General features: G+C 27.3%; 15 protein-coding genes and 3 pseudogenes. All 18 read right to left on the bottom strand.

What is annotated here, in order from left to right; genetic code table 11:
* Nucleotides 1–1,010, bottom strand: a pseudogene (locus B3603_RS06450) (phosphopentomutase); the annotation flags it as partial.
* Nucleotides 1,011–1,043: 33 nt separating this feature from the next.
* Nucleotides 1,044–1,922 (bottom strand): site-specific tyrosine recombinase XerD, encoded by an 879-nt coding sequence (gene xerD / locus B3603_RS06445; protein ID WP_291562151.1) that lies wholly within the window; start codon nt 1,920–1,922, stop codon nt 1,044–1,046.
* Between the two features lie 260 nt (nt 1,923–2,182).
* Nucleotides 2,183–2,806: a stage II sporulation protein M gene (gene spoIIM, locus B3603_RS06440; RefSeq protein WP_291562148.1), complete on the bottom strand. Its 624-nt coding sequence runs from the start codon at nt 2,804–2,806 to the stop codon at nt 2,183–2,185.
* Nucleotides 2,807–2,880: 74 nt separating this feature from the next.
* On the bottom strand, nt 2,881–3,399 hold the full coding sequence (locus B3603_RS06435) for an NUDIX hydrolase (RefSeq protein ID WP_291562145.1): 519 nt from the start codon (nt 3,397–3,399) through the stop codon (nt 2,881–2,883).
* Nucleotides 3,400–4,122: 723 nt separating this feature from the next.
* Nucleotides 4,123–4,245 (bottom strand): annotated as a pseudogene (locus B3603_RS06430) (sporulation initiation factor Spo0A C-terminal domain-containing protein); the annotation flags it as partial.
* 469 nt (nt 4,246–4,714) lie between these two features.
* Nucleotides 4,715–5,230: a hypothetical protein gene (locus B3603_RS06425; RefSeq protein WP_291562142.1), complete on the bottom strand. Its 516-nt coding sequence runs from the start codon at nt 5,228–5,230 to the stop codon at nt 4,715–4,717.
* Nucleotides 5,231–5,243: 13 nt separating this feature from the next.
* A complete protein-coding gene (locus tag B3603_RS06420; protein ID WP_291562139.1) occupies nt 5,244–6,182 on the bottom strand; it encodes a hypothetical protein in 939 nt (312 codons plus the stop codon).
* Between the two features lie 363 nt (nt 6,183–6,545).
* Nucleotides 6,546–6,752 (bottom strand): hypothetical protein, encoded by a 207-nt coding sequence (locus B3603_RS06415; protein WP_291562136.1) that lies wholly within the window; start codon nt 6,750–6,752, stop codon nt 6,546–6,548.
* Between the two features lie 145 nt (nt 6,753–6,897).
* Nucleotides 6,898–7,635 carry an N-acetylmuramoyl-L-alanine amidase gene (locus tag B3603_RS06410; RefSeq protein ID WP_291562133.1) on the bottom strand — a complete coding sequence of 246 codons (738 nt, stop codon included), beginning with the start codon at nt 7,633–7,635 and terminating at the stop codon, nt 6,898–6,900.
* A 12-nt stretch (nt 7,636–7,647) separates the two neighbouring features.
* Nucleotides 7,648–7,869, bottom strand: a complete 222-nt coding sequence (locus tag B3603_RS06405; protein ID WP_291562131.1) for a BhlA/UviB family holin-like peptide — start codon at nt 7,867–7,869, stop codon at nt 7,648–7,650.
* A 287-nt stretch (nt 7,870–8,156) separates the two neighbouring features.
* Complete coding sequence (locus B3603_RS06400) at nt 8,157–8,351, bottom strand: hypothetical protein (protein ID WP_291562128.1); 195 nt, start codon at nt 8,349–8,351, stop codon at nt 8,157–8,159.
* 422 nt (nt 8,352–8,773) lie between these two features.
* A complete protein-coding gene (locus B3603_RS06395) occupies nt 8,774–9,013 on the bottom strand; it encodes a hypothetical protein (protein WP_291562126.1) in 240 nt (79 codons plus the stop codon).
* The gene (locus tag B3603_RS06390) at nt 9,010–10,125 is read right to left on the bottom strand and encodes a hypothetical protein (protein ID WP_291562124.1); all 1,116 of its coding nucleotides are present in this window, start codon (nt 10,123–10,125) and stop codon (nt 9,010–9,012) included. The genes B3603_RS06395 and B3603_RS06390 overlap by 4 nt, the downstream gene beginning before the upstream one ends.
* A complete protein-coding gene (locus tag B3603_RS06385) occupies nt 10,126–10,434 on the bottom strand; it encodes a hypothetical protein (protein WP_291562122.1) in 309 nt (102 codons plus the stop codon).
* Nucleotides 10,435–11,850: 1,416 nt separating this feature from the next.
* Nucleotides 11,851–12,303 carry a helix-turn-helix domain-containing protein gene (locus B3603_RS06380; protein ID WP_291562120.1) on the bottom strand — a complete coding sequence of 151 codons (453 nt, stop codon included), beginning with the start codon at nt 12,301–12,303 and terminating at the stop codon, nt 11,851–11,853.
* Nucleotides 12,303–13,290 (bottom strand): annotated as a pseudogene (locus tag B3603_RS06375) (tyrosine-type recombinase/integrase). Before B3603_RS06375 ends, B3603_RS06380 begins: the two are co-directional and overlap by 1 nt.
* A 135-nt stretch (nt 13,291–13,425) precedes the next feature.
* The gene (spo0A, locus tag B3603_RS06370; protein ID WP_080618951.1) at nt 13,426–14,235 is read right to left on the bottom strand and encodes a sporulation transcription factor Spo0A; all 810 of its coding nucleotides are present in this window, start codon (nt 14,233–14,235) and stop codon (nt 13,426–13,428) included.
* A 186-nt stretch (nt 14,236–14,421) separates the two neighbouring features.
* Complete coding sequence (gene spoIVB / locus B3603_RS06365; protein ID WP_291562114.1) at nt 14,422–15,609, bottom strand: SpoIVB peptidase; 1,188 nt, start codon at nt 15,607–15,609, stop codon at nt 14,422–14,424.
* Nucleotides 15,610–15,722: the final 113 nt, after the last annotated feature.

The raw sequence follows: 15,722 nt of genomic DNA, 5'->3' as shown, positions 1-15,722 counted from the left end.
CTCAGTAGTAGGATCACATCCATGGTCAGCTGTTATTATAAGCACATCATCTTCGCCTAAGCTTGCTAGTATTTCTGGTAATCTATTATCAAACTCCATTAATGCCTCAGCATAACCTTCTACATCATTTCTATGACCGTATTTCATATCAAAATCAACTAGATTTGTGAATATTAACCCACAATCCTCAGTTTTCATATAATCTATAGTTTTATCTACACCGTCCATATTATCTTTTATATGAACTGAATGTGTAACACCTCTTTTATTAAATATATCCTCTATTTTACCTACAGCCATTACACTTTTGTTATTTTCTTTAATATAGTCTAGAATGGTTTTATCAAATGGGTCTAATGCATAATCGTGTCTATTAGAAGTTCTTTTAAATTCGCCTTTTTTATTTCCTAAAAATGGTCTTGCTATAACTCTTCCCACCATTTTATCATCTACAAGCATTTCTCTTGCAATTTTACACATATTATAAAGCTCTTGTAATGGAATTATTTCTTCATGTGCTGCAATNNGGCTGCAATTTGAAACACACTATCTGCTGAAGTATAAACTATAGGGTATCCTGTTTGAATATGCTCTTCTCCAAGTTCCTCAATAATTGCTGTACCTGAAGCAACTTTATTTCCTAACACTTTTCTTCCAATTCTACTTTCAAATTCTTCTATAATATCTTTAGGAAAGCCTTTAGGGTAAGTTTTCAATGGTTTTTCTAATACAACACCGCTTAATTCCCAATGCCCTGTAATTGTATCTTTACCTTTGGAAAGTTCCATGCATCTACCGTAAACACCTTCCACATTATTACAAGTTTTTATATTCTTTATTTCATCTATATGTCCTAATCCTAATTTCTCCATGTTAGGTAATGAAAGTTTATTTATAGATTTGGCTATATTACCTAAGGTATTGCTTCCTTCATCACCATATTCCTTTGCATCAGGAAGCTCTCCTATACCAACACTATCTAGTACTATAAGTACAACTTTTTTTGTCATCTAATCCTAACTCCTTTCAGTTTATCAATATTACTATGCTCTAGGATGAGATTTTCTATAAATCTCTTCAATCTTATTTTTTCTAGAAATAAATGAGTAAATTTGGGTAGCACTCATATTATTATGACCTAATAACTCCTGAACAGATTTAATATCTGCACCATTTTGTAATAAATGAACTGCAAAGGAATGTCTCAAAGTATAAGAATTCATATATTTATTTATATTTGCTTCTTTAGAGTAATATTTAATTATCTTCCAAAAACCTTGTCTACTCATCTTATTACCTTTAATATTTAAAAATAGTAAATCAAAGTTATATTTATTAAATTGATCACGTACTTCTAAATATTCGCTAAGATATTTACATGCTGTTCTTCCTAAAGGAATTATTCGTTCATCTCCATCTTTGCTCCTAATCTTAATATAAAGAAGTTTTAAATTTATATCATAGATTGTTAAGCTTAATAATTCACTCACTTTTATCCCAGTAGCATACATAACCTCTAACATAGCTTTATCTCTTATACCTTTAGCAGTAGATAAATCTGGTTGTAATAAAAACTTATCTACTTCTTCTACTGTTAGAATTTTAGGTATTTCTTTTTTATTTTTAGGAAGTTCATAAGCTAAAGTTGGGTCTTCATCTACTATTTTATTTATAAGTAGGTATTTATAAAAATTTCTTATTGAAATAATATTACGAATAACTGAAGTATTAGCTTTACCTTCCTTTTGTAACTTTTGTGCATAAAGAATGATTACATCAGTAGCTATAGTATTTAGCTCTTCATCTCTACTCTTTAAAAAATCAATGAAATTGGTTAAATCTCTTTTATATGCATCAATTGTATTGTAAGATAAATTTTTAAACTGTAAATGCTCAATATATTTTTTTAATAATTCATTCATATAAAACTCCATAAAATCTAAAAATTTATAAAAAGTTTAAAGATATGAATGTAATTATATAACAGCTCACGTTGTTTATCAATAGATTTACAAACTAAAATACTATTTTCATATATTGTTGAACCCTTAGTTATCAAATGAAGTGTATAATCTAATATATTTGGTAATATTATCCCCATAAAAATTATGATGATTAAAGTTCTAAGGTATAATATCAGAAAATCCCTTAATTCTTTACTCATAAAATGATACCCCTATATTTATAACATTAACTTGATTAGAAAAGGACTTATAAAAGTTTCAAAAAGTATGCCTATGAAAGTAACTAATCCACAAAATAAAAGAGTGATTGAATAATTTAAAGTATTTGATTTTAAATTTATATTTTTATAGTAAACTTTGTTCTTAATTTTAGAAAAAGAATATTTAATTCCTAAAACTGATGCAAAGATAATACATGGAACATAAATAAAATTTTGTGGAAGAACTCCGAAAAATGATAATAAGGCCCCTTTATTACTTAATTTTGATATAAAAAAGCTAAAAGTAAAACCTATTGTAAATCCTTTAAAAATGTTTAAGATTAGTATTATTGGAATACCTATAGCTGTTAGTCCTAATCCCCAATATGCAAAGATGATAAATATATTATTTTTTACACCTTGAAAGAATATTGATTTATAGCTTGTACTTTTTATTGAATAACTATCAGATATTACTGTTATATAGTTTACAATTGAATCTTTTTCTACAGCTGTTAGCTTCTTAACTCCATATATACCTAGAACAATACCTATACAAAGACAAAGTATTGCAATGAAATATAAGATTAAATCCTCATCTAATTGTCTATTAATTCCTTCTGATAAAGTTCTTAAAGACATTCTAACTCCTCCTTAACTACATAAAGTTAATTAATATTTATGTATTAAGATAAAGTTATATGCCATTAAAATAATTATAAGAAGCTTAATGCAGCGATAGTCTTACCGTCAATTATTTCTCCATTCTTAATCATCTCTTTTATTTTTTCTATTTTATATTCATGGAGATTTATAAACTCATCTTCATCTCCACCTATATTTCCTTCATATAGATTTATGGCTTTAAATATGTGAATATACTCATTACTAAAGCCTGGTGTAGTTGCTATTTTCCCTAAATACTCCAATTCTTTTGACTTATATCCTGTTTCTTCTTCTAATTCTCTAACAGCACATAATTCTGGATTTTCTCCAATTTCTAATTTACCCGCTGGTATTTCTAATATTGACATATTTAATGGTTTTCTAAATTGTTCTACTAATATTAAAGTATCTTTATCTTTAAAAGCTAGTATAGCCACTGCTCCAGGATGTTCTATAATTTCTCTTTTACTAGTCTTGCCGTCAGGAAGTTCTACATCTTCTATTTTTAAATTTAAGATTTTTCCTTTATATATATATTCTTTATTAATGGTTTTCTCATAAAGTTTCATAAAATACCTCCTAAAAAGTTCAAACCTATGTAATATTTAATGATATACATAGGCTAATAAATAAATTTATTTCTAGTTCAAACTTACTATATTTAAATTACTGAATATATCTTTAAAGTCTACTTATTAATTAGCCTAAAACTTCCAGTTTATTGACTTTATTATATAATACTTTCCATAGAAAAATCAATGACAAATAAAAAATATCTAAATCAAATTAGATATTTTTTAAAAGAAGACTTTAAGTAAAAAAATAAAATAATTATTTCTCTAATTAGATAGTTTATTGCTTATTTTAGTCATTTCTTTTGTATTTTTGATCATGTCCTTAAGTATAGCTTCCATTGTAAACTTATTATCTTCTCTAATGGATATTTCAAATTCCATAAAATACTTATTAGATTGACTCATATTCCTATATCTAAGGTATTTTTATTTTTACTTTAATAATCAACTTTCTTTATATAATTCTAAAATTTTGTTCAATTGTGAATCTTATTACATAATTTTTTAGAGTATTTCCTGAGTTTGAATTATTTCCCATTAATTTAAGCAAAAAAGGAAACCTCTTATTAGTTGAAATTTATATATCAACCAATAAGAGGTTTTCGTGAAATATATCCTTTTAATCAACTTAATAAAATATATCAGTTGATCTATAGCCATGACATTTTTATATATACAATTTTTCTAATTTTAGTAATGTCGATCTATTATATTGTATTATCCCACCCTATTTTTTAATCTTAACTTATCTGCAACCATTGCAATAAATTCCGAATTTGTAGGTTTACCTTTATCATTATGAATAGTATATCCAAATAATTTATTTATGGTATCTACTTGAGCAATACCAACGGTTTGCTAACTTTAAACCTTTATATTATTTGTAAATTTCTAAAAATACACACCAATAAATTTTTCATTCATTTATAGGGCTATTTTAAATTACTTTATACGCATATTATACGTCTATTATTTAAAAGAATCAAATATATTTAAGAAATTCCTACATATTATATATAGTTTTATTCGACACTTTATTTTATAGCATCCACAAATGTGGATAAAGAATATTTATATATTTAATAGTAAAATCACATTCATATATACTAATAAAATATAAATTACTCTCCTGCGATTGCAGGAACAATACTCTTCCAACGAAAACAGTACATATTAATATATTTAAAATAAAAAAAGGATTACTAGATACAATTCCTAATAACCCTTTTGTTATAACATCAATATGTTAAGACTCAATTTACACAGTACATTAAAATAATATTTATAGATTTCCATATTAATCTAAATATTATTTTATTTTATCTAAAGTTTTTTTCATACTTTCTTTATCTGGAAATTTTTTCCTTATATTATTTCTAACAATTCTAATGACAAACCTAGTATTATTAACTGATAAAACAAATTGAAATATTGTCAATAACAATAATGTCAATTCTAAAGTAGGCATAAAATATTTAAAAACTTCTTGTATGACTACTAATTTAACATTAGTAAAATCAAGTAATAAGTTTGATATTGATATTATTATAGATGATATGCTGAATAATATTCCTAAAATAATATTTACATATATAGAATCCATTATTGTTGTTCTTTCTAATTTTATTAACGCCTCATTAAATGCTAAACTTAACATTATTCCTAAAGAGGTAAATAAAAAACCTGCAAATACTGAATTAATCGTAATAAAATTAATATGATTTTCATGTAATATATTTAAATCTATTATTGATTTTTTCACAAGAAAATATATTATAAAAAATGTTATTGTAGAATATAATATAACCTTATATCTTTTTTTCATTTAACACCCTCTCCTAATAATCTAATCCTGCAAATCTCATTATATCCATTTTATGTTCTTTATATAAACTACGTAGCTTATGAAGTACTTTTTCAGCTACCTCATCTGGTTCTAATTTGATTTTTTTACCTGCTTCACTTCTATATTCATCAATATCAACAGAAAAAGATATTTCCTGATAGTCAAATCTATAATCTTTTGATGATGAATTCGGTGTTTTACCATAAAATTTTATAGTATCTTTAATTGTTTGTGGCAACTTAGAAAAAGCTGTAAATATATTATTAATAACTTTCCCATCGTTTGTAATTAATTTTCTTGTATTTTTTAGAATTAATTCAGCTTCCATTATGTTGGTATCCAATAACGCTCCTATTTGTGATTTGCTTAATCCCAAATGTTCTAATATCTCAACATTTGGTAACCTATATACATATTTTATTTTTCCCAATGTTGCTCCAGGTTTTAATAAAGATTTTATTGAATCTTCGCTTGCAATATTTTCTATATTCATTATATAGTTTTGATCATATTCATTAACTATATTAATTAAAGAGTGAACACTTGGTGCAGATTTTCCAAAAATAAACCCAACTATTCCATTAGTATAGTCTAATAAGAAATGAGTGCATATTTCCAAATAAGTATTCTTTGCGTCATCACCATCAATCGCATATTTGCACTGAAGAGTGCTTTTATTTCTTTTTACCACATTATAATGTTCAGTCTCTTTTCCCACTCTTCCAAATAGATAAGTATTATCTTCATATATTATGTCCAACATTACTTCTTTATTACATAAAGCTAAAGTTTTTATATCACTTTCCTTATGTTCAACGCAATAATTATCAAATATATTATTAAATATATTTTTTAATTCTCTTAAAACATCATTATCTGAACATACTTCCTTTATTGATATTGTGTAATAATAAACTTTTCTTTGTCCCATCTTTACCTCCAAAATATACAATTATATTATTGTACTTCTAAACAGATTACTATATAATGAAGATAATAAATTTAGAAATACATATCATTTTATAAACCATTGGTGATTTAGCGTTCTCAGTGGTTTATTTTCTTTTATAATATAATATATTTTACAGCTTGTACAGTTTTCGACATAATTATATATAATTTTCCAAAAATGTAAAAGATGCTTAATAATTTCTGTGAATTTCAAAGAATTTATTATAATATAAGCGTAATATCTTCCATGATTATTACAAGTACATCATTTAGACAAATAAAAAAAAAGAGGTAGCTCCTAACATAAGTTAAGAACTACCTTATAAAGTACATTAATATCGTTTTATTTCGTATTAGCATGTTTTTTTATTTCATCAACAATTATAAATGTACATACTACTATTATTGCACATAATATTGAAATTGCAGTAACTATAATACCTGCCTCATGAACACCAGCCCCAAGTGCTGAGCCCACATTTGTGGCCAAAAACTCTACTATAAAAAATGTTATAAATCCTACCAATAAATAAACCATTTTTTCGCCCATTATTATTCCTCCTTGATTTACATACCATTTATCACAATAAAGGATTAATCCTAAGAGTATTTCAATATATTATACCAAATATATATCCACATATTCCATAAACTAGTAATAAATATTTCTAAAAGCATACTATTTAATTTTAAAATTACAGCACTTCTATATAATCACCATGTACATATCCACCATGATTAGGATAGTAAATGTGTATCCACTCCCCTTCTTTTCTGTATAATCTTACCTTTTCTCCATATTGTAAAACACCTAATATTTTGCTATTAGTAGATTTACTCTGTCTTACATTTAAACCATCTTTGGCAGTAACAATACCTAGCTTTCTATCTAAAGAATACCAATTACCATTGTTAGGCATAGCTGTGTCTGTAATTCCTTCTACAATTGCATTAGCCATTTTTTCTGCATCATATTTATTCATATCCTCTCTATTATCACAAAAACAACATTCTATTAACATTGATCTAGCTCTTGTATTTCTTATCACATATAAATTACTGCCATCTTTAATTCCTCTATTGGCATAACCAAATCCTACTAAATTATTTAATACCCTAGTAGCTTCTTGGAATTGTTCACCGCCCCATGTAAATACTTCTGTTCCATGTGCCTGTCCGTTAAAACAATTAAAATGTATACTTATAAATAAATCTACATTATTAGTATTAGCTTTATTCACCCTATAAGCTAAACTTTTACCTAAGTTATTGCAATTATCTATAGTGCAGTTTATAACAGTATGACCTAATGCTTTTAATTTACTTATAACTCTAGTCCCTACTTCTCTTGTTAATACAGATTCTGCTTTTACTCCTACTGCTCCATAGTCAGCACCACCAAGTGTATGACCACAATCTATAGCAATTTTCAAGTTTATCACATCCTAATTAATTTTATTTTTTATATCTTGTACGTCTTTTTTTACATCCTCAATTACATTTAATTTTGTTGCTAAATCCTGTATTATTGATTGATTTTTATCTATGGTAGCATTTAATCTATTTTCTCTTTCTTGTGTAGTTTTAAGAACATAAATTAATAAGAATACAAATAATGCGTATCCTAACCCCTGACTAATTGCTACTTTTACTATTTCTTGTTCCATATTCTCACCTCTTGTTTTAGTTTACTTTAAATTCATACATACATAATTGTACTTATGTAAACTATTTTAATATATTTATTATAAAAATAGGCAAAATAAAAAGGCTATATGCCCTAATATCTTGCCTTTAAAATTTATTTAATTGTGTTGCAAAAATTATCTATTTACAATTTTATCAATTTATACTGATAGCCCTTTATTTATAGCCATTTGTAAGTACTCATATCTATAGATACTCACTATTGCAAACTAAAAAAGACACATTATTAAGTATCTTCTAGTTCTTATTACATTATTCCTAATTGTTTATTTACTTCTTTATTTGTTCTGTTTGAAGCTTCTAATATTTTTCTATAAAGTAAATTACCAGTGTATCCTTGCTTTGAATATTTATTTTCATAATACTCAAATGGTAAATTAGAATTATTAATATCTAAATATGCTGCTAACTTTCTATCTTTCATTAATTTTCTAGCTTGCATTCTATATTTGTTTCTTAATAAATGAGCCTCTATAGCTTGCTCTTTTATTGCTAATGATTTATCTATTTTATTAACAATGTTTTTATCATGGTAAATATACCATTCTCTTACTTTTAGATTACTTAGTTTCCCAATTAAATTCTCATATTCTTCAAAATTAATATCTGTTCTAACCTCTTAAACCCTTCTTTACTAATATTTGCATCATTTATACAGTATAGACGATATATGAAAATTTGTCAATCTAAAATCAAAAATGTAATTTTTATACATACTACCAACAATCTCTTTGGCTATTGTGCCATCCATTATGATGAACTTTCGCATCGCAATTATTGTACAGCTGTTGTATAAAATTTAAAACAAAAGAAAATTAAATAAAAAAGATCTGTTACAGTCTACTTCTTCTTTTCACCCGATTTCTACATAATCTTTCCCAAAATAATATAAGTTCCTGCAACTTTCTGTAATAGTACTCTATCCCCTGCTTTTGGTGTATAGCTAGAGATATAATTATATCCTTTTAAACTTGCTATATCTTCGCCATCAAAAATTATTTTAGGTCTGCCACTTGCATAGTTACTATCTATTTTCCCTAGTTTATAATCATTTGTTTTATCTTTGTGTCCTATTAATTCTTCTATTCTAATTACTTCACTCATATATAAACTACCTTTCTGCACGTATGCTCCATATTGCCGTTTCCGATATTTATCCGCCAACTCACTTCTGTAAACTTCGAGTTTATCCCCATATTCTTATGATCTATGAATAGTAAATCCGCATGACTATGATGTGGCATTATAGCAGTATTAAAGCGAAATTCTCCATAAATTTGGCTAGCCTCATACGCAATTCTTTTTGTAAAAGCATCTAGGGTAATTTGGTCAGCTATATCATCAACAGTCCTATAATCTACTATAGTCCGCCCTCTATTTGGTATAGATATTGGTGAGGTAACAGATACATTTTCATACTTAGATATTAATGGTTCTTTTTCCGGATTACTTGCGACTACAACCCATTTGTTAGCGACGGAAAATAAGTCTAATTCCTCTATTCCTCCATTCTCAATTACACTTAGCTGATTATCTCTATAAGTGTAATCTGCTTCTCTTTCGCTTGGGATTAAATATTTATCCGCTCGAAAAACACCAGCTTCATCCACCCATAAGCTAGTGTAATTTATTTCTTTTAACAAAGAATTAATAACTTCTAATTTATTTGTACTTATTTCATATTCTTTGTCCACATCTACAATTGAATTTGAAGGTTTAATATCTACTTTGCTTATTCCTGCGTTATTTATAATGTTTATTATTGCTTCAATGTAATTTGTTCCTTTAGGTACTAAATATCTACTTGAAAATTTATCTTCTTTTAAAATTAGAGACTTGTCGTATAATTCTAAGTCTCTTAATATATTTGCCCCGCTTTCTTTTCGAGTAGGTGATGATATAAGAAACACTCCCATATTCCATTTAGCCCATCCACCATCTTTCATTCGTAAATTTAAAACTGGTCGAATTCTATCATTCAACCAGTTTATATCTTTAAATAAGTTTTCCTTTATAACCAAATTAGCAGTTCTTTTTATTTCTGCTAAAGAGTCAAAATGTATACTACCTGTCGGCTCTGCTTCTAATTCTCCGATTTTAATATCATGTTTATTTAAAAGCTCTATAGTATATTTTATTTCCCTTGAACCTGTAGCATAATGCAGTTGTCTTACTACATCTTCCTTTGTGTATCCATTAGTCGCTAAATCTAACATTTAAACCTCCACTTCTTCAGTATAATCTGTTTCGGTTATACTAAACTTTACGGTGTATCCGTTTAAATCAGTATTTTCTATACTTAATCCATCTATTTGACCGTATATTTTAAACCATTTATCCCTATATAAAATAACTTGTTTTAAGTGGTATATATCTATAAACTTTTCTACTTCTTCCTCTTTTAAATAGAAAGTAAATGTGTATGTGTTATCTTTAAATGTGGTGTAATCTACTACTGGTAATTCTCTACCTGTGTAGTGCTGCTTAGTGCTTTGTATATTTAAGCTTATATCTTTTCGTGGCACACTGTTTAAATTACTTTTAAGTGCAAGAAAATCTTCTAAATTAGTTACTGGTGCTAAAGTAGAATGTTTTAGATTACATTCCGCAATTTCAATGTCGCTATCTTCGAAAGCTTCTTCTTTGAATACTCTAACAAAGTATTCATATTTCTTACTAATGGAATAATCCCTATATTGAAAGTTTTCTAATTTACCAACACTAAATTGATTGCTGCATATCTGAATAATTCAGATATGCTTTTCTAGTATCTCAGAGCAGGACAACATCTTGTCCCCAAAGCTTCTTTTATCAATTATGTTATTTATTATTTAAATCAACGTGTCTTTCTTGTGCCTTTCTCGTCGACACTCTTATCTCACTATCACTTTCTGTGTTAGTTAATTTTATATTTTAGCATGTTCCCAATTTGGGAAGCTGGTGTCGCAAATCGCGACTGCAGGTAAGGGCGCCTTGAATTGAGGCATCCTCATTATAATTGTTGCTCTTGGATTCTTCTGCCGTAGTCCCAAATTGGGATTTCAGCTTTATCGTCTTTATCAACATGGTGTCGCATTTCGCTATCCCCTTGTCTTCATCTTCTACATGTTTCTTTATTGTATCTCTTGTTTTCCTTCAGGTGTCGGTATTTCACCTACACCTTTATCACCCTTACCAGCAAACAAGGGATGTCCATTTTGTTCACCCCTTGTCTTCTTTGTCAGTTACATCCTTACCAAGTAAACTAGTGATAGAATATAACATCCATTGTTTAAAGCAATATATATCGGTGTCGACACTTCGACCCTAAAAGTTCTTACAAAAATATTCTTACATACGTGGGAAACTAGGGTGCAAGGCTGTACCCCAAATAAAAAAGTGAAATGTTTTTAGAATGTTGCACGTTAGTGCAATACATTTATAGTCTTAACATTTGAAACGTTAGCGGATTTTAAATCTGCGTTGCCAATTGTGGTAACAGTAATTATTAACACAATCAACGCGTAGCTCATAGCAACACGTTTTAAAAGCTTAATAACTATATTAAATATAATTAATTCTTCTCTTGTATTTCTTTGTGTTACTGCTCTGTCTTATCTATTGCTGCTAACTTGTCCATTCTTATGCGACATTATTTTATTTTTATTTAAAATTACTTGCATAAATTAGAAATTAACCTGTGGACAACTTTGTATTTTCTATTATCACGATAAAAAATAGTATTAAACAATATACTACACACTATATAATATATTCTTTAATACTATTTAATATAAATTAATATTAATTTTTCATATGACAAATAAGCTTATCTATTTATATTTTTTGAAAAATCTGATACAATATAAATAAGCTTATAATTTAGATTGAATTATTTAATTGCTGCACTTGTAGAGCCACTAACTCTGCAGGTGCTTTTTGCTTTTACTTTCTTATTAATCCTAGTCTTTGGCTAATAAAGCATCAGGATCATATTCTATTTCTCCCAATAATACAGCTTCTAGATTATTAAAATTATATTGTGTTTGCTCGTAATCATTAAAAGAAGAAACTTTTTCTTTCTTATATTTGTTCTTATAGCTTTTATAGGCGTTTTTAGCCTTGCTTACAGCTTTATCTACCTGTTGTAATATCTTCTTACCTAAGATTGTATAGACATTGCTTATAGACCCTCTACGACGTTTTTGGATAAGTTTGGCATTATATAACTCTTGTAAATAACGTTGAATTGTTCTTACGGATTTATTATTTAATTTCTTTGCTAAATAGCTTTGACTAGGGAAACAGTAATCTTTGTTATAGCACATGCTTTGTAATAAGCAGTACAATCTAAAAGCACCGTCACTCAAATTGGAGGTAATTGTATCATTTTGGATTATTGTATAGTTTGTCATTATTTATTACCTCCTCTCATATTAGTGAGAGGACTGAATTGTTGATATGATTTTCTTATATCTGCATCCGTTAAATCTAAGTAGGCTGATTCAGTCACTTTTATGCTAGAATGTCCTAAAATTTGAGATAATGTATGAATAGAGCCTCCTGCCATTAAAAATCTTTTTGCAAAATTATTACGCAATTGATGAGGATGTATATCTATTCTAATTCTCTTCCCATATTCCTTTAATTTCTTTTCAAAAGTTCTAATAAGTACAGGACTTCCTTTACTAGTACAAAATAAATACTCACTTTCTATATATCTATCTTTATATTGCAACCATCTTCTTAATTCTCTATGCATTATTTGACTAAAATAAACATATCTATCCCTTTTTCCTTTTGTATTTTCTGCTGGAAGCAAAATACTTCTATAATTTAAATCTATATCTTCTACTTTGATTTCTAAACATTCTCCAACCCGCATTCCAGTATCTAAAAGAATTTGAATACAAATATAGTCACGATACTCATGAAATTTTGTTGTATCTATATGTCTTAGTAAATTAGCAAATTGCTCATCAGTTACAAAATCTTTTACTTTTCTTTGGTTTTTAAAAGGTTTGATATTCTTTACTATATCTTTTTTTATATAATTTTGTTCTTTTAAAAAATTAAAAAATACTTTTATATTCCTAATATAGTTATTTACAGTTGTTATAGAAATTTTTTTATTATAATCTTTTCTTCTATGTGGAGTATTAATTTTTAAAGTACTTTCATTTATTGTAATTGTATATTTTCCTCTGTCTTTAATATAATTAATGTATTCTCGCAATATTTTTTCAGTTACTTTTGTTACATCTGTTATTTGTAATTCCTCTTCTAAATACTTAGAAAATAATCTTAAAGTTTGTTCATAACTCATCATAGTTTTTTTTAGATAGGTTTTTTGATTCACAATAAATCATGAATTCGTCAATTAAAAAGTTAATATTTTTCATCAAAATAGACCTCCTCCATTTATCCTATAAACGAAGAAAGTCTATTGAATTATTTTTAGAAATTAATACACCTATTTCACAAATTTAATTTTTTCATAAAAAGCGAACCAGCCGTAAACCCTTGATATCGCTGTGTTATCCCACCCTATTTTTTAGTCTTAACTTATCTGCAACCATTGCAATAAATTCTGAATTTGTAGGTTTACCTTTATCATTATGAATAGTATATCCAAATAATTTATTTATGGTATCTACTTGGCCTCTACTCCAAGCTACTTCTATTGCATGTCTTATTGCCCGTTCAACTCTGCTAGCAGTAGTATTATATTTCTTAGCTATAGTTGGATATAATTCCTTAGTAACTGCAGATAAAAATTCAATATCATTTACAACTAATGTAATAGCCTCTCTTAAATACATATATCCTTTAATGTGCGCAGGAACACCTATTTCATGAATTATATTAGTAATTTCCGCCTCTAAATTCATAGGTTCATTTTGCGTAGCTTTTACTTCTGGTGTATCTACTATTACTGGTTTTTTAGTATCATCACTAGTTATTGTATTATTAAACATTTGTCTAATTCTTTTTGTAAATACATCCATATCAAATGGTTTCACTACATAATAGTCTGCTCCCAGTGTTATCGCTCTTTGAGTAATTTTATCTTGTCCTACTGCAGATAGAACAATTATTCTTGGCATAGGATCTAAATTCATACTATTTAATTTTTCAAGTACTCCAAGTCCATCTAAATGTGGCATAATTATATCTAAAACAACTAATTCAGGTTTCTTTTCCTGTATTAGTTTTAAAGCTTCTATACCATCCTTTGCAATCGCAACAACATTTATATCTCTTTGGCTCAATAAATAATCATTAAGAATATTACAAAATTCCTTATTATCATCTGCTATAAGTACACTGATACTAGTTTGTTCCATATTATTATACTCCCCTTTTTCTATAAATTGCCATATACTAACAATTTATAATTTCGACAAAACTAAAACAATTCCTTCTTAAAAAATCATAAAAAAATAAAAATGTGAAAAATTGCTAAAAATAATAAAATGTATAAAATAATACTACTCTTATACATTTTATTATTTTTTATACATAAAATCTACCTATTTTGTTAAAATCCCCGCATCATTTAGCATCCAATCTATATAAATTCCATATCCAGTGTCTGGTTTATTAATTAAAACATGAGTAACAGCACCGATTATTTTTCCATTTTGTATTATAGGACTTCCGCTCATACCCTGTACTATGCCACCTGTTTTCTCTAAAAATTCTTTATCTGTTATTCTTATAATCATACTTTTCGATCCTGGTTCCTTTTGAGGTAAAAGTTTTTCAATTTCTATATCATAAAATCTTGGTTCGCTTCCCTCCACTGTAGTTAATATTTGCGCTTTACCTATTCTTATCTCATCTCTAGATGCTACAGGTAATGGATCAGAATAACTATTGTTTACTAGACCAATATTTCCTTCTCCAAACACTCCACATTCAGTATTGTTGTAGATATTTCCAAGACACTTTTCTTCATCAACGAATATTCCTCTAAGTTCTCCTGGATTTCCTTTTGTTCCTTTTCTTACTGATACGATATTAGAAGAAACTACTTCTCCATTTGATATATTCATTATGTTGCCTGTATCAACATCCGTTATTGGGTGTCCTAATGCTCCAAATTTTCCTGTGTTATTATCATAAAAAGTTAATGTACCAACACCAGCAGTTGAATCTCTTACCCAAAGTCCAATTTTATATTTATTATCATTTGCACTTAAAACAGGTTTCACTGCTATATCTAAAGTTTTATCTTTTCTATAAACTGTAATAGTAATCTCATCACCATTACATCTGTTTACATAGGTAGATACATCTTCGGAACTCTTTATATCTACTCCATTTATTTTTATTATACTATCTCCAATTTGTATTCCCGCTTTTGTTGCAGGGCTAACAATTCCGTCTTTTGTTTCAATGTCAGACAGAGCAATTATTAAAGCACCTTTAGTATTAAGTTTTATTCCTATAGGCTTACCTCCCGGATATAGTTTTATTTCGGAAGTTTTAGCATATGTGCTTTGAGTTAATAATATATCGTTATTACTAAAATCATTAATGTTGCCACTTCGTATATTATTTAGGTCATGATCCTTAATATAGGATGCTTCTATATGCCTATTTTCTTCTTTTAATGTATTATGAAAAATATATTCATTAAAAGAACTATAATTGCTTATAGTTAGAGATAAGAAAATTGATGTAAAAAAGCACCATAAACCATTACGTCTCTTCATAATGCTATACCTCCTTTTCAAGTCTGTACTCTTAAATTGCCCTGTTTTAATACTTATTATGTTGAGAGGATATTTCTTTAAAAGTTAAAATTAATATGATATTACTATTATTT

Source organism: Clostridium sp. UBA2485, from assembly GCF_002341865.1.
In the GTDB taxonomy this organism is placed as follows: Bacteria; Bacillota; Clostridia; order Clostridiales; family Clostridiaceae; genus Clostridium_J.
Note: the sequence above shows the minus strand (reverse complement) of the source record. Positions and strands in the feature narration are given on the sequence as shown.